At 67.7% G+C, this 17,564-nt stretch carries 20 protein-coding genes and 1 tRNA gene; 4 read left to right on the forward strand and 17 right to left on the reverse strand.

Going from position 1 to position 17,564, the window contains the following annotated elements; all coding sequences use genetic code 11:
* Window positions 1–10: 10 nt before the first annotated feature.
* Window positions 11–1,684: an AMP-binding protein gene (locus tag ACFUCU_RS14620; protein ID WP_377973229.1), complete on the reverse strand. Its 1,674-nt coding sequence runs from the start codon at window positions 1,682–1,684 to the stop codon at window positions 11–13.
* A gap of 112 nt (window positions 1,685–1,796) precedes the next feature.
* On the opposite strand from ACFUCU_RS14620, the gene ACFUCU_RS14625 reads away from it, so the two are divergent.
* Entirely contained in the window at window positions 1,797–2,075 is a 279-nt protein-coding gene (locus ACFUCU_RS14625) for a putative quinol monooxygenase (protein ID WP_377973230.1), read from the forward strand.
* Between the two features lie 122 nt (window positions 2,076–2,197).
* Here the strand turns inward: ACFUCU_RS14625 and trxA are convergent, their stop codons facing one another.
* From trxA to ACFUCU_RS14665, 8 genes are all read right to left on the reverse strand, one after another.
* On the reverse strand, window positions 2,198–2,602 hold the full coding sequence (gene trxA, locus ACFUCU_RS14630; protein ID WP_290256008.1) for a thioredoxin: 405 nt from the start codon (window positions 2,600–2,602) through the stop codon (window positions 2,198–2,200).
* Between the two features lie 124 nt (window positions 2,603–2,726).
* A complete protein-coding gene (locus tag ACFUCU_RS14635; RefSeq protein ID WP_377973231.1) occupies window positions 2,727–3,272 on the reverse strand; it encodes an acyl-CoA thioesterase in 546 nt (181 codons plus the stop codon).
* A 96-nt stretch (window positions 3,273–3,368) separates the two neighbouring features.
* Window positions 3,369–3,923 (reverse strand): GNAT family N-acetyltransferase, encoded by a 555-nt coding sequence (locus tag ACFUCU_RS14640; protein WP_377973232.1) that lies wholly within the window; start codon window positions 3,921–3,923, stop codon window positions 3,369–3,371.
* A 4-nt stretch (window positions 3,924–3,927) separates the two neighbouring features.
* Window positions 3,928–5,094, reverse strand: coding sequence for an EAL domain-containing protein (locus ACFUCU_RS14645; protein WP_377973233.1), 1,167 nt, complete (start codon window positions 5,092–5,094; stop codon window positions 3,928–3,930).
* Window positions 5,091–5,267 carry a DUF1059 domain-containing protein gene (locus tag ACFUCU_RS14650; protein WP_290256012.1) on the reverse strand — a complete coding sequence of 59 codons (177 nt, stop codon included), beginning with the start codon at window positions 5,265–5,267 and terminating at the stop codon, window positions 5,091–5,093. Before ACFUCU_RS14650 ends, ACFUCU_RS14645 begins: the two co-directional genes overlap by 4 nt.
* 194 nt (window positions 5,268–5,461) lie before the next feature.
* On the reverse strand, window positions 5,462–5,785 hold the full coding sequence (locus ACFUCU_RS14655; RefSeq protein ID WP_377973234.1) for a hypothetical protein: 324 nt from the start codon (window positions 5,783–5,785) through the stop codon (window positions 5,462–5,464).
* Window positions 5,786–6,008: 223 nt separating this feature from the next.
* Window positions 6,009–6,090, reverse strand: a tRNA-Tyr gene (locus ACFUCU_RS14660).
* A gap of 208 nt (window positions 6,091–6,298) precedes the next feature.
* Window positions 6,299–6,553, reverse strand: coding sequence for a hypothetical protein (locus ACFUCU_RS14665; protein ID WP_377973235.1), 255 nt, complete (start codon window positions 6,551–6,553; stop codon window positions 6,299–6,301).
* 202 nt (window positions 6,554–6,755) lie between these two features.
* Here ACFUCU_RS14665 and ACFUCU_RS14670 point away from each other — a divergent pair, with 202 nt between their 5' ends.
* Window positions 6,756–7,247 (forward strand): YajQ family cyclic di-GMP-binding protein, encoded by a 492-nt coding sequence (locus tag ACFUCU_RS14670; RefSeq protein WP_377973236.1) that lies wholly within the window; start codon window positions 6,756–6,758, stop codon window positions 7,245–7,247.
* Between the two features lie 87 nt (window positions 7,248–7,334).
* Here the strand turns inward: ACFUCU_RS14670 and htpX are convergent, their stop codons facing one another.
* Both htpX and ACFUCU_RS14680 read right to left on the reverse strand, forming a co-directional pair.
* Entirely contained in the window at window positions 7,335–8,204 is an 870-nt protein-coding gene (htpX, locus tag ACFUCU_RS14675; RefSeq protein ID WP_377973237.1) for a zinc metalloprotease HtpX, read from the reverse strand.
* A gap of 75 nt (window positions 8,205–8,279) precedes the next feature.
* A complete protein-coding gene (locus tag ACFUCU_RS14680) occupies window positions 8,280–9,551 on the reverse strand; it encodes an MFS transporter (RefSeq protein ID WP_290256017.1) in 1,272 nt (423 codons plus the stop codon).
* 81 nt (window positions 9,552–9,632) lie between these two features.
* Here ACFUCU_RS14680 and ACFUCU_RS14685 point away from each other — a divergent pair, with 81 nt between their 5' ends.
* Together ACFUCU_RS14685 and ACFUCU_RS14690 are read left to right on the forward strand one after the other, a co-directional pair.
* On the forward strand, window positions 9,633–10,100 hold the full coding sequence (locus tag ACFUCU_RS14685; protein WP_290256018.1) for a Fur family transcriptional regulator: 468 nt from the start codon (window positions 9,633–9,635) through the stop codon (window positions 10,098–10,100).
* Window positions 10,101–10,126: 26 nt separating this feature from the next.
* Window positions 10,127–11,623: a catalase gene (locus ACFUCU_RS14690; protein ID WP_290256019.1), complete on the forward strand. Its 1,497-nt coding sequence runs from the start codon at window positions 10,127–10,129 to the stop codon at window positions 11,621–11,623.
* Between the two features lie 111 nt (window positions 11,624–11,734).
* On the opposite strand, the gene ACFUCU_RS14695 is transcribed toward ACFUCU_RS14690, so the two are convergent.
* The 6 genes from ACFUCU_RS14695 to ACFUCU_RS14720 all read right to left on the reverse strand — a co-directional run bounded on the left by ACFUCU_RS14695 (window position 11,735) and on the right by ACFUCU_RS14720 (window position 17,537).
* Complete coding sequence (locus tag ACFUCU_RS14695) at window positions 11,735–12,604, reverse strand: ABC transporter ATP-binding protein (protein ID WP_290256020.1); 870 nt, start codon at window positions 12,602–12,604, stop codon at window positions 11,735–11,737.
* Window positions 12,594–13,367 carry an ABC transporter permease gene (locus ACFUCU_RS14700; protein WP_290256021.1) on the reverse strand — a complete coding sequence of 258 codons (774 nt, stop codon included), beginning with the start codon at window positions 13,365–13,367 and terminating at the stop codon, window positions 12,594–12,596. The genes ACFUCU_RS14695 and ACFUCU_RS14700 overlap by 11 nt, the downstream gene beginning before the upstream one ends.
* Window positions 13,364–14,209: an ABC transporter permease gene (locus tag ACFUCU_RS14705; protein WP_377973238.1), complete on the reverse strand. Its 846-nt coding sequence runs from the start codon at window positions 14,207–14,209 to the stop codon at window positions 13,364–13,366. Before ACFUCU_RS14705 ends, ACFUCU_RS14700 begins: the two co-directional genes overlap by 4 nt.
* Window positions 14,206–15,189 (reverse strand): ABC transporter substrate-binding protein, encoded by a 984-nt coding sequence (locus tag ACFUCU_RS14710; RefSeq protein ID WP_377973239.1) that lies wholly within the window; start codon window positions 15,187–15,189, stop codon window positions 14,206–14,208. Before ACFUCU_RS14710 ends, ACFUCU_RS14705 begins: the two co-directional genes overlap by 4 nt.
* A gap of 247 nt (window positions 15,190–15,436) precedes the next feature.
* Entirely contained in the window at window positions 15,437–17,014 is a 1,578-nt protein-coding gene (locus ACFUCU_RS14715) for an amino acid permease (protein WP_377973240.1), read from the reverse strand.
* 106 nt (window positions 17,015–17,120) lie between these two features.
* Window positions 17,121–17,537 carry a DUF779 domain-containing protein gene (locus tag ACFUCU_RS14720; protein WP_290256024.1) on the reverse strand — a complete coding sequence of 139 codons (417 nt, stop codon included), beginning with the start codon at window positions 17,535–17,537 and terminating at the stop codon, window positions 17,121–17,123.
* Window positions 17,538–17,564: the final 27 nt, after the last annotated feature.

Consider the following 17,564-nt stretch of genomic DNA (forward strand, 5'->3'; position numbering starts at 1 on the left):
GGGACCCGGGTCAGAGGCCCAGGCGCGCCACGGCCTCCTGCCGCATGTCGACCTTCCGGATCTTGCCGGACACGGTCATCGGGAAACTGTCGCGGACCTCCACGTACCGGGGAATCTTGTAGTGCGCCAGCTTGCCGCGGCAGAAGCCGGCCAGGGACTCGGCGTCCATCGTGCCGGCCTCCGGCTTGAGGATCACGCAGGCCATCAGTTCTTCCCCGTAGGTGGCATCGGGAACGCCGATCACCTGCACGTCCTGAATGTCCGGGTGGGTGTAGAGGAACTCCTCGATCTCGCGCGGGTAGATGTTCTCGCCGCCCCGGATCACCATGTCCTTGATCCGGCCCTCCACCACGATGTAGCCGTCCTCGTCCATCCGGGCGAGGTCGCCGGTGTGCATCCAGCCTTCGGGGTCGATCGCCTCGGCGGTCTTCTCCGGCTGGTTCCAGTACCCCTGCATCACCGAGTAGCCGCGGGTGCACAGTTCGCCGATCTCGCCGCGCTGCAGCACCTCGCCGCTGACGGGATCGATGATGCGGCTCTCCAGCTGCGGCATGGTCCGGCCCACGGTCTGGGTGCGCTGCTCCATGGTGTCCACGCTGCGGGTCATGGTGGACACCGGCGAGGTCTCCGTCATGCCGTAGCAGATGGCCACATCGCGCATGTTCATCTCCGCGATCACCCGGTTCATCACCTCGATGGGGCACAGGGAACCGGCCATCACCCCGGTGCGCAGGGTGGAGAGGTCGTAGGACGCGAAGTCCGGCAGCGCCAGCTCGGCGATGAACATCGTGGGGACGCCGTAGAGCGAGGTGCCGCCGAAGTCCTGGACGGCTTCCAGCGCGGCGGCCGGCGAGAAGCCGCGGCCGGGGATGATGGTGGCAGCGCCGTGGCTGAGCGCCGCGAGGTTGCCGATCACCATGCCGAAGCAGTGGTAGAAGGGCACCGGCAGGACCACCCTGTCGTGTTCGGTGTAGTCCAGCAGCTCACCGATCGAGTAGCCGTTGTTGAGCAGGTTGTGGTGGGTCAGCGTGGCGCCCTTGGGGAAGCCCGTGGTGCCGGAGGTGTACTGCAGGTTGATGGCGTCGTGCGGATCCAGACCCGCCATCCGGTCCTTGAGCGCGGCATAGGGGACGTCGTCGGCGCGGCGGAGCAGCTCCGCGTAGCCCTGCTCGGCGTCGTTCTCCGGCTCCGCCCCGGTGAGTCCGGGCTGGCCCGCGGGCAGGAACACGAGTTCCTTCAGTTCCGGGCATTCCGCCAAGGCCTGCCGGGCCATGGCGGTGTAGTCGCTGTTCTTGTCCGACGGCGCCGTGACCAGCATCCTCATCCCGTTTTGCTTCACGACGAACTCGAGTTCGTGGCTGCGGTAGGCCGGGTTGACGTTGACCAGGATGGCGCCGATCTTGGCGGTGGCGTATTGCAGCAGGGTCCACTCGGCGCAGTTCGGGCTCCAGATTCCCACCCGCTCCCCCTTGGCGACGCCGACGGCGAGCAGCGCGCGGGCCAGCCGGTCGACGTCGTCGTTCATTTTGGCGTAGCTCCAGCGCCGGGCTTCACCGCCCGGGACGGCGGCGGCCTCGATGAGGGCGTCATGGTAGGGGAACCGGGCGGCGATCCGCTCAAAGTTCGCGCCAATGGTTTCATCGATCAGCGGGACGTCAGTGTCCCCGGCGGTGTACGCAAGCATGATGTGACGCTACCAACACGCCGTCGGCAAGAGAAGAGGAAAGCGTGGATGTCCTAGGAAATCTTTCGGTCGCCCGGGGCGCCGCCCGGGGACGCCAGCTAGGCTGGAGGACATGAGCGAACCCATTGATCTGCGAGCCACTTTCATCCCCAACGACGGCGAATTCTTCCGCGTGAAGCTTGCCCTCGAGATTGCGATCGACGAGGTGGTCAACGAACCCGGCTGCCTGCGCTACGAACTGACCGAGGCCACGGAAGAGCGCCTGGTCCTGACCGAGCAGTGGGCCAGCCAGGAGGACCTTGACCGCCACGCGAAGGGCAGCGCCCTCCAGGACCTGAACGAGTCCATGAGCGCCCTGCTGGCAGAGCCGGTGAAGGTGGAGCGCGTCTAGCCCATCCGGCGGGGCAGCCCACCGCCCCTAAACGACGCAACGCGGGGCCGCTCCAGGCTCGCCATCCTTGGAAGGATGGGGCTGGGGCGGCCCCGCGTTGGTTGTAACGCCGGCCGTGGGGCCTAGGCGTCGGGGATCTGCGTGCCGTCCTGCTTGGTGGCGGCTTCGGCCTGCGAGCGGGCCACGTGGGCGTGGACTTCCTCCATGTCGAGTGCCTTGACGGCGTCCACCACCTGTTCCAGCTGCTGGGCGTTCAGGGCGCCGGGCTGGGAGAAGACCAGGACCTTCTCGCGGAACGCCATCAGGGTGGGGATCGAGGTGATGCCGGCCTCGGCGGCCAGCTGCTGCTCGGCCTCGGTGTCCACCTTGGAGAACACCACGTCGGGGTGCTTCTCCGAAACGGCGGCGTAGGTGGGGCCGAACTGCTTGCACGGGCCGCACCATTCGGCCCAGAAATCTACCAGGACAATATCGTTGTCCTCGACGGTCGCTGCGAACTGTTCACCTGTAATGTCTACGGTTGCCATTTCTCAACGGTACGCGAGACGGGCCGGAAAGTCGCCGGTGTTTCGCTCGTGGCTCATCCGGGCGTCCGCCCCGCACGCGTGCCCGGACGGGTCCCCCGGCGGGCGCGGAGGTGAGTACGTCCGGTCAGCCCCAGAGGTGCGGCGCCGGGCGGCGGGCACCCGGGAGGGCGTTGGTTTCGCGCCAGGAGTGCAGCCATTCGGGCAGTTCGAGGCCGGCGGGCGGCTCGCCGAATTCGCGCAGGATGTCCTCCTGGCTGACCGGCTCGCCCTTGCTGACCAATCGGGTGGCGATGTGCGCGCGGGCGTAAATCTCGCCGTCGACCACCATCCGCTGCTCGAAGTAGATGGCCTTGGAATCCAGGCCGATCACCTTGGTCTCGATGGTGTACTGCTGCCACAGCTGCAGGGAACGGCGGAACGCGATGGTCTCGCCCGCCACCACGGGGGTCCAGCCGCGCCGCCGCATGGCCTTCCAGGTGCCGCTGCGCGCCATCAGGTCGAACCGCCCAAGGTCCATGAGCGAGAAATACATGCCGTTGTTGACATGCATTGCGATGTCGATGTCCGTGGGCAGGACCCGGAGCGGCAGGCTCGCGGCATCCCAGATGCCCAGTTTCGGGCGCCGGGACGCGTTCATCAGGAGGAAGAGGGTGCGGAGCAGCAGATGCATGCCAGCTATGTTACCCGCGGGTAACTATGGTGCCAATGATGACGCCGCGCGGCGGATCGGCGTTCGGAAGTCCGCCGCTGCCTTCCGCGCGGACGCTCAGTAGAGCAGCCGCTGGAACAGCAGGTGGTCCTGCCAGCGCCCGGCGATGTTCAGGTACTGCGGGGCGACGCCGATCTCCTCGAAGCCGGTGCGCCGCAGCACCTTCTGCGAGGCGCCGTTGTGGAGCAGGGTGGCCGCCTGGATCCGGTGCAGTCCCAGGGTGGTGGATGAGGCTTTGAGGACGTGGGCGACGGCGGCCGAACAGATGCCGCGGCCGTTCAGATCCTGGTCCACCCAATAGCCCAGATTGGCGCTGAGGAACGGGCCCCGCACGATGCCACTCAGGGTCATTCCGCCCACAACCCGGCGTCCGGAGAGCAGGATCCAGGGCACACCGGTTCCCGCATCGAACATCCCCAGCTTCCCCCGGGTATTCGCGAGCTGGCCGGCCGCGGTCAGGAAGTCCTCGCCGCGGACCGGCTCCCAGGGCGCGAGGTGCGCGCTGTTGCGGCGGTACGCATCGGCGAGCTCGCCGGCGTCGTCCTCCCGAACGATGCGCATAACGACGCCGTCCGGCAGGTCGGCGGCCAACAAGGAATCAGGAAGGGGCATACCGCTATCCTTCCACCGCATCTGTTCCGGGTGCGGCCAGGGCAAGGATCATGCGCTCCATCCGGGCGACCCCGGCGAACCGGCCCGCGTTGTCCGTGACGAGGAGCGCCTCGTAGCGCTGCTCCCTGGGCCGGGTCATGGACCGCGCCAGGGCCTGGTCCAGCGGGGTGTCGAGATTGACTCGAATACTCTGGCTGACCACGCCCATCGCCGCCGCGCCCGGATCCAGCAGCGCGACCGGCCGCAGGTGCTCCCCGAGCAGGACCACATCCTCCAGTCCGGGATTGGCTCCGAAGGCATCGGCCGCCGCGGCGATGGTCGGGACGGCAGGAGCCGCCTCCACGATGTCCCTGATGACCGTCTTGTCCGCGACCCTGCGGGAGCTGGCCAGCCGGTGGGCAACGTCGAGCTCGATTCCGGCCCAGGGCGGCCCGGGCCGGGCAAGGTAGTAGCCCTGCACCAGGGGGACGCCCAGTGCCACCAGGGCGTCGAGTTCCTCGGACCGCTCCACGCCCTCGGCCAGGATCCAGGCATCGACGCGGCTTGCGAAGGCCCCCATCATCTCGATCAGGGCCCGCTTCGCCTCGTCCCGGTCGACGTCCTGGATCAGCTCGCGGTCGATCTTGATCATCGAGGGCCGCAGCGCGAGGAGGTGGCGCAGGCCCGCGTACCCGGCACCGGCGTCGTCGACGGCGATCAGGGCGCCCGCCGAGCGCAGCTGGTTCAGGTCGGGCTCGAGGCCGACGTAGGAATCAATCGGGGTCTGCTCGGTGAGCTCAACAATCAGGCCGCCCAGCTGGCCCTCGTCCCGCCAGACGGAACGGATGCATTCGGAGGTCAGCAGCTCCGGGGAGATATTGACCGTCAGGAAGCAGTTTGCCGGCAGTGCCGCCCTCGCCCGGAGGGCCATCCGCAGTGCCGCGGCCTCCAGTTCGGCGGCCTTGCCGTGGGTCCGTGCCGCGGCAAACCAGACCTCAGGGTTCTTCTCTGCGTAGCCGGGGAACCGTGCGAGGGCCTCGTACCCGACGACGCTTCCGCGGGAGGTGTCCACGATCGGCTGATACGCCGTCGCCAGGCCCTCGCCGCGGCAGGCGGCGGCGAGCAGGGCGTCCCAGTCCGGCGGCGTTACCGTGCCGGTTTCCGGGCCCGACCTGCCCGCCCCGTGACTCAACTGACCGGGCGGATGGACTTCTGCACCGACGAGACCAGCTCATGCGGCAGTTCGGTCAGGCCATGGACGGACGCGGCGTGCGCACCGACCTGGACCAGGATTTCATCTTCAGTGCTGCAGACCCAGCGTGCTTCACAGCCCGGGACCACGTCACCACATGCAAACGACTTCACTTCAGCTCCTATGCTTCAACACGAATAACGGCACAACCCTACTTCCCGGTAGGGGTCCGCAAACCGATTGCACGGAAGATGACTTTTTCGGCGCGCCGCGGGGTGACGTGGGGTGCCGCGGCGCCGGGCTGGGCGGGATGTCCGGGTGCCCGCGCAAGGGTGGATTCGTCGGCGGTTCGCGCCCGCGGCGGGAGTTAGGCCGGGGTAGGTTCGACGGCGGGCGCATGCCCTGCGACTGGCGGCCGCTCGAGCCCGTTTAGCCACGCCTCGGCGTCGTCGATGTCGGTGAAGTACCGCTGGGGGCAGTCATTGCCGCGGCGCATCCACGCCGCCACCACGCGGTCCACATTGGTGGCTCCCACGAGGGCGACGGCGCACACGAAGCGGCTCTCCAGATAGTGGTTCCTCGCGCCGGCGCTGACATTGACGTCGCTGATGTCGATCAGCAGGGGCAGCATCCGCCCTGCGCTGACCTTGCCCACCGCCAGCACGGATTCCATGGCGTCAACGGCTTCCACGGAGGAACCCTTTGCCCAGCTCAGACGCAGAATGCCGCTCCGGTCGAGGGTGAGCGTTCCCTTTCCCGCCGCCAGGCTGATCTCCATGTCGCATCCTTTCCAGCGCCAGAATAACCCCGGGCGTGCCGGACCGGCGCGGTGGCCCGCAGTCTGCGCCCGCATGTGACGCCGGGCAAAAGAAAAACCCCCGGAACCGTGATGGTTCCGGAGGTTTTTCCGAGGGTGGCAGATGAGGGATTCGAACCCCCGTAGGCGTTGCCAGCTGATTTACAGTCAGCCCCCTTTGGCCGCTCGGGTAATCTGCCGAACTTCAAAAGAAGATCACTCGCGCCACCGTTCTGGTCCGTCCTGTTTCCAGTTCGTTCCGTGTCCGGCAACCGCGGGCAAGACAACTTTACAGAACTTCCGCCGAAGAATCGAATCGGCCCCGCAGCTCCCCGTGAAGGCCACTCAAGGGCCGGAACGACGGCGGCAGCACGCGGCGGAAGCGGGCCGCGGCTAAGTGGGTTGCGGTCAGGATTCGCCGAGGATGCGTCCGGCCAGCCTGGCCTCGAAGCGGGCCGCCTGCTCGGACGTGACCTGGTTCAGTTGGACGGCCCGGGCGAGGTCGGCGTGGACGCCGTCGAGCCGGGCGATCGTCCCAGCGGTGGGGCTCAGGACCACCGAGGCGGCCAGGGCGGCCGCGGCCATGGAGGTGGCCGCCGTCGTCAGTGAACCGGCGGCCGCAGCGGTGGTGGCGGTGACGTATTGGATGGCTTTGCGGCTCATGGGCCCTGCCTTTCGTGAAACTCTGTCAACGCCTTCAACCCTGCCGGGCCAACCTTCGTTCCCACCCGCGTTTCGCTTTGAGCCGACTGTGAACGCACCCGCTCCGTCCGGGCCATCCGTATTAGGCTGGATGGCAGGAAGTACCGCCCTTTCCGAGGGCCGGCACAGCGAAACATCACCGACAAATAGCAGGAGGACAGTCATGGCAGGCGAATCCACATTCGACGTCGTCAGCAAGGTCGACAAGCAGGAAGTTGCCAACGCGCTGAACCAGGCCCAGAAGGAACTGGCCCAGCGGTACGACTTCAAGGGCGTCGGCGCCGAGGTCGACTTCAGCGGCGAGAAGATCCTGATGAAGGCCAACTCCGAGGAGCGCGTTCTGGCCGTCCTCGACGTCCTGCAGTCCAAGCTCATCCGCCGCGGCATCTCGCTGAAGTCCCTGGACACCGGCGAGCCCTACCCCTCCGGCAAGGAGTTCCGCCTGGAGGCGAGCATCAAGGAAGGCATCGGGCAGGATCTGGCGAAGAAGATCAACAAGCTGATCCGCGACGAGGCACCGAAGTCCGTGAAGTCCCAGATCCAGGGCGACGAGCTCCGCGTGACCTCGAAGTCCCGCGACGACCTGCAGGAGACCATGGCCCTGCTGAAGAACTTCGACGAGGCCGACCTGCAGTTCGTTAACTTCCGCAGCTAACCTCGCACAGTTTTCGACGCGCAAAAGACCTGTCGCTCCCGGTATTCCGGCAGCGGCAGGTCTTTTCCGTGTCGCGGGGCGGGGGCCCTAGCCCAGCCGCTGGCCCGCCATCCGCTCCAGCCGGTCGATCCGGTCGGCCATGGGCGGGTGGGTGGAGAACATCCGGGCCATACCTCCGCCGCGGAACGGGTTCGCGATCATCAGGTGCGAGGCGTTGACCAGCCGCTGGTCCTGCGGCAGCGGCGCCAGCTGCACCCCCTGTTCGATCTTGCGCAGCGCCGAGGCCAGCGCCAGCGGATCCCCGGTCAACGCCGACCCGTCCTCGTCGGCGTCGTACTCGCGGGTGCGGGAGATCGCCATCTGGATGAGGGACGCGGCGAACGGCGCCAGGATGGACATGGCCAGCAGGGCTAGCGGGTTGGCGTTCCGGCGGTCCCCGCCGCCGAAGAAGAGCAGCAACTGCCCCACCGAGGTGATCACGCCCGCGACGGCGGCCGCGACCGAGGAGGTGAGGATGTCCCGGTTGTAGACGTGCATCAGCTCGTGCCCCAGGACGCCGCGGAGCTCCCGCAGGTCCAGCAGCTGCAGGATGCCCTGCGTGCAGCAGACGGCCGCGTGCTGCGGATCGCGGCCCGTGGCGAACGCGTTGGGCGCCATGGTCGGGGAAATGTAGATCCTTGGCATCGGCTGGTTGGCCCGGGCCGAAAGCTCCCGGACGATCTGGTACAGCTGCGGCGCCTCGGCCTCTGCGACCGGGAAGGCCTGCATGGCCCGGATGGCGAGCTTGTCGCTGTTCCAGTAGCCGTAGAAGGTGGTGCCGACGCCGATCAGCGCCATTATCCACAGCGGGGCCGAGCTGCGCGTCCCGGACGCGATCAGGGCACCCAGTGCCAGCAGCACCGCCCACAGGGCACCGAACAGGGCGGCCGTCTTCAGGCCGTTGTGATGGTTGTGCACAGATCCTCCCAAGCCAAACCGGAACCGTCCCCCGGTGCGGAAACACCGGGCCCGTTCCACTCTGGAAACGAACTGCTACGGCACCGGGTTCCGGGCATCATAGCGCAGGAAACCGGACTGCCACCGTGCCACCAGCCAGGCCGCCACGGCGCACAGGACGCCCCCGGCCAGGAGTACCCAGCCCTCGCTCAGCAGCTTGGTTGCGCCGCCGGCCAGCAGGTCCCCCACGCGAGGCCCGCCGGCGACGACCACGACGAACACGCCCTGCAGCCTGCCGCGGAGATGATCGGGCGCTGCGGACTGCAGGATGGTGGTGCGGAAGACGGCGCTGACCGAGTCGGCGATGCCGGCGAGCGCGCAGCAGAGCGCGGCGGGAATCAGCCAGGCCGTCACCCCGGCACCTCCGGAGCGGCCGGCCAGGACGACGACGAGCCCCAGCCCGGCGACCGAGGCGCCCCACCCCATCACGGACCAGACCACGGCGGTCCCCTGGGCGCGGACGCCGCCCAGCGGACCGGAGAACAGCCCGGCCAGGAAGGCGCCGACGGCGGTGGCGGCCAGCAGGATGCCGACCGTGGCCTCACCGCCGCCGATCATCAGGGCGCCGATGGCCGGCAGCAGGGCCCGCGGCTGGGCGAGGATCATGGCGATCAGGTCGATCACGAAGGTCATCCGCAGGTTGGGTCGGGTGCCGAGGAAGCGGAAGCCTTCCACCACAGAGCGCAGCCCGGCCCGGTGCGTCACCCGGTCCGGCGGCATGGCCGGCAGCTTGACCAGGGCCCAGACCACGAAGGCGAAGCTGGCCACGTCGATGGTGTAGGTCCAGGCGAAGCCGATGGTGGCCACCAGGACGCCGGCCAGCAGCGGCCCGGCGGTCATGGACAGGCCCATGCTCATCATGGACAGGGCGTTCGCGGCAGGCAGCAGTTCCTTGCGGACCAATACCGGGATGATGGCGCTGCGGGCCGGCTGGTTAATGGCCTGGGCGCCGCTTTGGACCGCCACCAGGGCGTAGAGCAGCCAGACGTTGCCCACCTGCAGCCAGGCCTGAAGCGCCAGGCAGCCGGTGGTCAGCCAGAGGACGGAGGAGGCCAGCAGGGCCACCCGGCGCCGGTCGTGGGCGTCGGCGATCGATCCGCCCAGCAGCCCGCCGAGAATCAGGGGGACCAGGGCGAAGATGCTCAGCAGGCCCACGTAGAAGCTGTCCTGGGTGAGGCGGTACACCTCCAGGCTCACGGCCACCAGGGTGAGCTGGCTGCCGACGGCGGAAGCCGCGGTTCCCAGCCACAGGCGGCGGAACGCCGGGCTCTCGCGTAGCGGCGTGATGTCAGCCAGGAATTTCCCCACCCGGCAACTCTAATGGGACGGCAAGGCTAACTAAGTCCAGCCTTATTGCGACTTGCTCAAAATAGATGCTTGAATGGGTCCATGAACGCTAACCCGGGCAGCAGCGACGCATGGGCCGACGCCCTGCGCGCCCACGGCCGCCGGGTGACCAAGCAGCGGCTGGCCGTGCTCGACGCCGTCGAACGCCACCCGCACTCGCCGGCCGAGCGCATCCTGGCCGCCGCCCGGGAGGAACTCCCGGAGCTCACCGCGCAGTCGGTCTACGTGGTCCTTGGCGACCTCACCGAGCTGCAAATGCTGCGCCGCTTCGAACCCCCGCACTCCCCCGCCCTGTACGAGACCCGGGTGGGCGACAACCACCACCACGCCGTCTGTATCGGGTGCGGGCGCGTGGAGGACGTCGAGTGCGCCGTCGGCCACGCCCCCTGCCTGACCCCGCACTGGGGCTCCGGGACCGCACCGATGACCATCCAGATCGCCGACGTCCTGTACCAGGGCATCTGCGAAGAGTGCCAGCGCACCCAAAAACTGCCCGCCCACAGCAACTAGGTTCACAACAACAATTGAGGAGAATGATGACTCAGAACATTTCTGCGCCCGTGTCCACGACCCAGTCCGGCGCGCCGGTCACGTCGGACGCCCACTCGCAGTCCGTCGGTGCCGACGGCGCCATCATCCTGACCGATCACTACCTGATCGAAAAGCTCGCCCAGTTCAACCGCGAGCGGGTTCCGGAGCGCGTCGTGCACGCCAAGGGCGGCGGTGCCTTCGGTACGTTCAAGACCACCGAGGATGTCTCGAAGTACACCAAGGCAGCCCTCTTCCAGCCGGGCACCGAGACGGACATGCTGATCCGCTTCTCCTCCGTCGCGGGCGAGGCCGGCTCGGCCGACACCCTGCGCGACCCGCGCGGCTTCGCGATCAAGTTCTACACCTCCGAGGGCAACTACGACCTCGTGGGCAACAACACCCCGGTGTTCTTCATCCGCGACGGCATCAAGTTCCCGGACTTCATCCACTCCCAGAAGCGTCTGCCGGGCTCGCACCTGCGGGACGCCGACATGCAGTGGGACTTCTGGACCCTCTCCCCCGAGTCCGCCCACCAAGTCACCTGGCTGATGGGTGACCGCGGCCTGCCCGCCACCTGGCGCGAGATGCAGGGCTACGGCTCGCACACCTACCAGTGGATCAACGCCGAGGGCGAGCGCTTCTGGGTCAAGTACCACTTCAAGTCCAACCAGGGCGTCAAGTCCCTGACCAACGACGAGGCGGCGGAACTGGCCGGCAACGACGCGGACTTCTACATCCGCGATCTGCGCGAAAACATCGACGCCGGGAACTTCCCCGCCTGGGACCTGCACGTCCAGGTCATGCCCTACGAGGACGCGAAGACCTACCGCTTCAACCCGTTCGACCTGACCAAGGTGTGGCCGCACGGCGACTACCCGCTGATCAAGGTCGGCACCATGGAGCTGACCAAGAACCCGGAGAACTACTTCGCGCAGATCGAGCAGGCCACCTTCGCGCCGTCGAACTTCGTCCCGGGCATCGCCGCCTCCCCGGACAAGATGCTGCAGGCCCGCATCTTCTCCTACGCGGACGCGCACCGCTACCGCGTCGGCACCAACCACGCCCAGCTGCCGGTCAACGCCCCGAAGAACGAGGTGCACAACTACAGCCAGGACGGCGCGGCCCGCTACCACTTCAACGCGCCCACCGTTCCGGTCTACGCACCGAACTCCCTGGGCGGCCCCGCCGCCGTCGAGCCGCAGAACCCGGCCGGCGGCTGGGAGAACGACGGCGCACTCACCCTCTCCGCGCACTCCCTGCACGCCGAGGATGACGACTTCGGCCAGGCCGGCACGATGTACCGCGAGGTCTACGACGACGCCGCCAAGGCCCGGTTCCTGGAGACCATCACCACCGCCGTGGGCGGCGTGAAGAACGCCGACATCAAGGAACGCGCCATCCAGTACTGGACCAACGTCGACGCCGAGCTCGGCGCCAAGCTGCGCTCCAACCTCGGTGCCGCCAACCCGTCCGACGCCGAGGCCGCCAACAAGATGGCCTAAGTGTCCCCGGACACACAGCAGGACACAACAGCGCCCCGCCGCGGATCTTCCGCGGCGGGGCGCTGTTGTGTGTCGCCGGTGGCGGCCGTGTCAGGCTCAGGCGGGACAGACTCAGGCGGGTTTGGCCGCACTGCCGGCCTGGGCGGGCTCCGCCGCGGCGGGGCGGTGGCCCTTCTTGGCCAGCTGGATCTGCTCGTACACGTGGTGCCGGAGCTCGGTGAACCGCGGCAGGGACCGGGTCTCCAGCTGGTCCCGCTCCACCGGCAGGTCGATCCGGATGTCCTCCTGGACCACCGTGGGCGAGCTGGAGAGGATGATGACCCGTTCGCCCAGGTAGACCGACTCATCGATGTCGTGGGTGACGAAGAGGACGGTAACGCCGAACTTCTTCCAGATCGTCCGGATCAGGTCTTCCAGGTCGGCGCGGGTCTGGGCGTCCACCGCGGCGAACGGCTCATCCATCAGCAGCACCTCGGGCTGGTAGGCGATGGCGCGGGCGATCGCCACGCGCTGCTGCATGCCGCCGGAGAGCTGCCAGGGGTAGGACCGCGGCACGTGGGACAGGCCCACGGCCTCCAGCGCCTCGTCCACCAGCCGGTCACGTTCGGCCTTCGGCACGCCCTGGTTTTTCAGCGGCAGCGCCACGTTGTCCCGGACCCGCATCCAAGGGAAGAGGGAGCGGCCGTACTCCTGGAAGACCACCGCCATCTTCTTCGGCGGCCCGGAGACCCGCTTGCCGTCGAGCAGGACCTCGCCCTCGGTGGGCGCCATCAGGCCCGAGATGCACTTGAGCAGGGTGGTCTTGCCCGAGCCCGAAGGACCCACCAGGCATGCCAGTTCCCCGGCGCGCAGGTCGAAGGTGAGGTTGCGGACGGCTTCGATGTCGCCGCCGTCGGTCTGGTAGACCTTCTTCAGTCCGCGGACCGAGAGCATGGCCTCCGGCCGGATGGTCCCCGCCTCGGGGGTGGTGTCAGGCTGCATTTTCTACCTCTTTCTGGCCGTGGTACCAGCGCAGGATGTTCCGCTCGGCCCACTGGAAGATGAACGACATCGTCACGCCCAGCAGCCCCAGCACCACGATGCCGGACCACATTTCCGGGATGGCGAAGGAACGCTGGAACTGCACGATGGTGAAGCCAAGCCCGGAGGACGAGGCGAACATTTCGGAGATGACCATCAGGATCAGCCCGAGCGAGAGGGACTGGCGGACGCCGGCCAGGATCTGCGGGCTGGCCGAGGGCAGCACCAGATACCGGACCCGGGCCCAGCCGGAAATTCCGTAGGTGTGGGCCGAATCGGAGAGGACCCCGTCAACGGCGCGGACACCCTCGATGGTGTTCAGCAGCACCGGCCAGACGCAGCCGGAGATGATCACCGCGATTTTCATGGAGTCGGTGATGCCCATCAGCAGCATCAGCACCGGGACCAGCACCGGCGGCGGAATGGCCCGGAAGAACTCCAGGGTGGGTTCCAGCAGGGCGCGCAGCCACCGGACGGAGCCGATCACCACGCCGCCGACGACGCCGATCGCGATCGCCGCGACGACGCCCACCAGGAGCCTGCCGATGCTCGGCAGCACGTCCGAGAAGAACCGCGGGCCGAACCAGGTCTGGGCGAACTTCTGCACCAGCGCCGCGGGCGTCGGCACGAAGAAGTTCACCGCGCCCAGGGTGGAGGCCCACCAAAGCAGGACGAGCAGCACCGGCAGCGCCAGCACGTAGCCCAGGGTTTTCAGGGCTTTCATAGGATCACCTCGGAGCGGACGGAGGAGTGCCAGGACAGCGTCTTCTTCTCGATCAGCCGCATCAGGGCGTTGATCACGACGCCGATCAGGCCGGTGGCCAGCACCAGGGCGTACATCCCGGAGATGGCGCCGCCGGACTGCGCCAGCGCGATCTCCCGGCCCAGGCCCGGGGAACCGATCACGAGCTCGGCCGTGATGGCCAGGACCAGTGCCACGGTGGCCGCCAGCCGCACGCCGGTCATTAGGTAGGGCAGCGCCGTCGGGAAGACGACGTAGCGGATCCGGGCCAGCGGCCCGAGCCCGTAGGTCTTGGCCGTGTTGTTGGCGACCATGTCGACGTCGGCCACGCCGTAGAGCACCTGGATCAGGACCTGCCAGAAGGCCGCGTAGGTGATCAGCATCAGCGAGGATTCCAGCTTCACGCCGAACAGCAGCACGGCCAGCGGAATCAGCGCCACCGACGGGATGGGCCGCAGGAACTCCACCGTGGAGTTGGTGGCCCGGCGGAGGAAGGTACTGGACCCGATCACAAAGCCCAGCACGACGGCGAGGACGATCGCGAGGACCAGCCCCAGGAACGAGGCCTTCATGGTCTCCCCCACCGAGACCCAGAACGCGGTGAGGCCCAGGTCGCGGACCAGCGCCATCACCACCTCACTGGCCGGCGGCAGGTACTTGGCGTCGATCAGGCCGAGCCGAGGAATCAGCTCCCAAGTGGCCAGGAATCCGAGGATCCCGGCCAGGCCCAGCAGCCGCTGGCCGGGGAAGGCGCGTTTGCCCGTACGGCGGCCGCGTCCCGCACGGGTCGTGCGGCCGCCGGTGGCGAGGGCGTCGGCACTCACGGCAGCAGGTCGCCCGCGTTCGGGGCCTTGGAGAGGGTGCCGTACTTGGCGGCGGCGTCGCCCAGGGTCTTGAAGGCGTCCTTGTCGAAGGTGACCGTCCAGTGCGTGAGGGTCATCTTGGAGCGGGCGGCCTCGTCGATCTTGGTGTAGGTGCCCACGATGTCCCGGACTTCCTGCGGGTGGGCCTGGGCGTACTCGAGGGACTTGTTCATGGCCCGGGTGAACTTCTGGGTCAGCTCCGGCTTGTTCTTAATGGTGTCGGCCTTGGTGAAGTACCCGGCGATGTCCAGCTTGGGGCTGACGTCCACGAAGTTCCACGAAACCACGGAGCCGCCGTCGGCCAGGGCCTTGGACATGAAGGGTTCGAGGATCCAGGCGGCGTCCACCTGCTTGTTGGCGATGGCTGCCGGCGCGTCCGGGAAGGCCACCTCGACGAACTTCACGGAGGAGGGATCGCCGCCGTCCTTCTCGATCGCGGACTTGATGCTGGTGTCGCCGATGTTGGAGAGGTTGTTCACGGAGACGGTCTTGCCGGCCAGGTCCTTGGCGGACTTGATCGGGGAGCCGGCCGGGACGACGACGCCGCCGACGTCCTTGCCCTTCTCACCGGTGGTGGAGGCGCCGTTGGCGACGAACTTCAAGTCGAGGCCCTTGTCCCTGGCGACCATCACGGAGATCAGGTTGGAGAAGGCGAAATCGAAGCTGCCGCTGACGACGCCGGGGACGATCGCGGCGCCGCCGGTGGCGGTCTGGATGTCCAGCTGGAGTCCCTCGTCCTTGAAGAAGCCCATCTTGTTCCCCAGGTAGACCGGCGCGCAGTCGACGATCGGAATGACGCCGACGCTGACCTTGGTCAGGTCTCCCCCGCCGGCGGCCCCGCCCTGGGCGGTGCCGCCCGTCGAGCTGGGTGATCCACTGCCGCAGGCCGTGAGAGCCAGGACGGACGCGGCCGCCAGCAGAGAGAAGGTACGACGTAACATGTTCACTCCTTTGTGCACTGCGGCCCGGGAGTGACTCGCCCCCACCACCGCCAATGTTCGCTTTTCGAACAAACGTTCAAATATCAAGTTTGGTCTAAGGCTACTGTGAGGTCAACCACATCCGGGGCATTGTTACGGCTCTGAGACAGGTCGCCGGGCACAGCAAAGCGGGGCCACTCCGGGCCCGTCCGGCGGTGCCGGACGGGACGGAATGACCCCGCTGTGCGGTGCTGCGGGAGGCCGCCCGCTAGGGGCGGGAGACCTCCTCGGAGGCCACGTTGCCCTTTTCGTCTGCAGCGCCGGGTTCGCCGGCGCCGGCAGCGGCCGGGCCGCTGACGGATGCCCTCGCCTCGGCGAACTTCTCGTTCAGCCGGGAGTGCCGGCGTCCGTACGAGAAGTAGATGATGATGCCCACCACGAGCCAGAGGGCGAAGAAGATCCAGGTCTCCACGGCGAGGTTGGTCATCAGGTAGAGGCAGAGCACGGCGGAGACCACCGGGACCACCTTGCCGAACGGCACGCGGAAGGAGGGCTTGAGGTCCGGCCGCTTCCTGCGCAGGACCAGGATGCCCAGGCTGACCATCACGAAGGCGGACAGCGTGCCGATGTTGATCATTTCCTCCAGCAGGTCCACCTTGGTCAGGCCGGCCACCAGGGCCACGGCGGCACCGCAGATGATCTGCAGCCGGGCCGGGGTGGCGCGGATGGTGCTGGTCTTGGACAGGGAGCGCGGCAGCAGGCCGTCGCGGCTCATCGCGAGGACCACTCGGGACAGGCCCATCAGCAGCACCATGATCACCGTGGTCAGGCCCACCAGCGAGCCGAAGGCGATCACCTTGGCGGCGTCGTTGTTGCCCACGGCCTCGAAGGCGGTGGTGAGCGTGGGGCTCTCTGCCTCCGCGAGCTTGCTGTAGGGGACCATGCCGGTGAGCGCGAGCGAGACCAGGATGTAGAGCACGGTGACGATCGCGAGGCCGCCGAAGATGCCGCGCGGCAGGGTCTTCTGCGGGTTCTTGACTTCCTCGGCGGAGGTGGCGACGACGTCGAAGCCGATGAAGGCGAAGAAGACCAGCGCGGCGCCGGCGAAGATGCCGAGGGTGCCGTACTGGGCGGGGGCCGCGCCGGTGAGGAAGCCGAAGAAGGACTGCTTGAGCACGTCGGTGGTGCCGGTGCCGCCGGTGGGCTGGGAGGCCGGGACGAACGGGCTGTAGTTTTCAAACTTCACGTAGGTGAAGCCGACGACGATGACGAAGAGGACGACGGCGATCTTGATCAGCGTGAAGACATTCCCGACGCGGGCGGACAGCTTTGTCCCCAGCACCAGCAGCACGGTGAAGATGGCCACGATCAGGAAGGCGCCCCAGTAGAGGTCGATCCCGCCGAGGGAGATGGACGGCGGGACGTCGAGCCCCATCAGCGCGAAGACCTTGCTGAGGTAGATGCCCCAGTACTTGGCGATCACGGCGCCGGCGGTGAACAGTTCCAGGATCAGGTTCCAGCCGATGATCCAGGCCAGCACCTCGCCCATGGTGGCGTAGGTGAAGACGTAGGCGGAGCCGGCCACGGGGATGGCGGTGGCGAACTCGGCATAGCACATGATGGCCAGGGCACAGGTGACGGCCGCGATGGCGAAGGAGATGGTGACGGCAGGGCCGGCGAAGTTGGCGGCGGCCTTGGCGCCGACCGAGAAGATCCCGGCGCCGACGGCGACGGCGACGCCCATGATCATCAGGTCCCAGGTGCTGAGCGAGCGCTTGAGCTTGCGGCCCGGCTCATCGGCGTCGGCCATCGACTGCTCGACGGACTTGGTCCGGAAAAGGTTCATAGGAAGGTCCACGGTCTCTATAGCTGGGGAAAACGGACCTATTAATAGTAGTGTCCATCCACTGGACGGCCGCTTTAATCCCACATGGTGAGACGGTGAGGGTGCCTTAAACCGGCCAGTCCATCAGCGTGGAGCGGATCAGGAAGCGCTTCCCCTCGGGTGCCTCGACCGAGAAGCCGCTCCCCCGGCCGGGGACGACGTCGACCGTCAGGTGCGTGTGGCTCCAGTAGTTGAACTGCTCGCGGGACATCCAGAACTCGATCGGCTGGGCTGCTCCCGCGCCGGTGTCCGCGGCGATGTCGAAGCGTCCCAGCAGCACGTCGGAGCCGCCGGTGATGAACTCCCCCGCCGGGTAGCACATGGGCGAGGAGCCGTCGCAGCAGCCCCCGGACTGGTGGAACATCAGCGGCCCGTGCTGGTCCCACAGTTTGCGCAGCAGCTCCACGGCTTCGGGGGTGAGGGCCACCCTGGAGAAGTCCTCGCCGGGGAGGGTGGACGCCGCGTCGAGCACGGGCTGGGTCATGGCGAACTCCTGGAGGCGGGAAGGGCT

Origin of the sequence: Arthrobacter sp. NPDC057259, from assembly GCF_042668995.1 — a bacterium.
Lineage (GTDB): Bacteria > Actinomycetota > Actinomycetes > Actinomycetales > Micrococcaceae > Arthrobacter.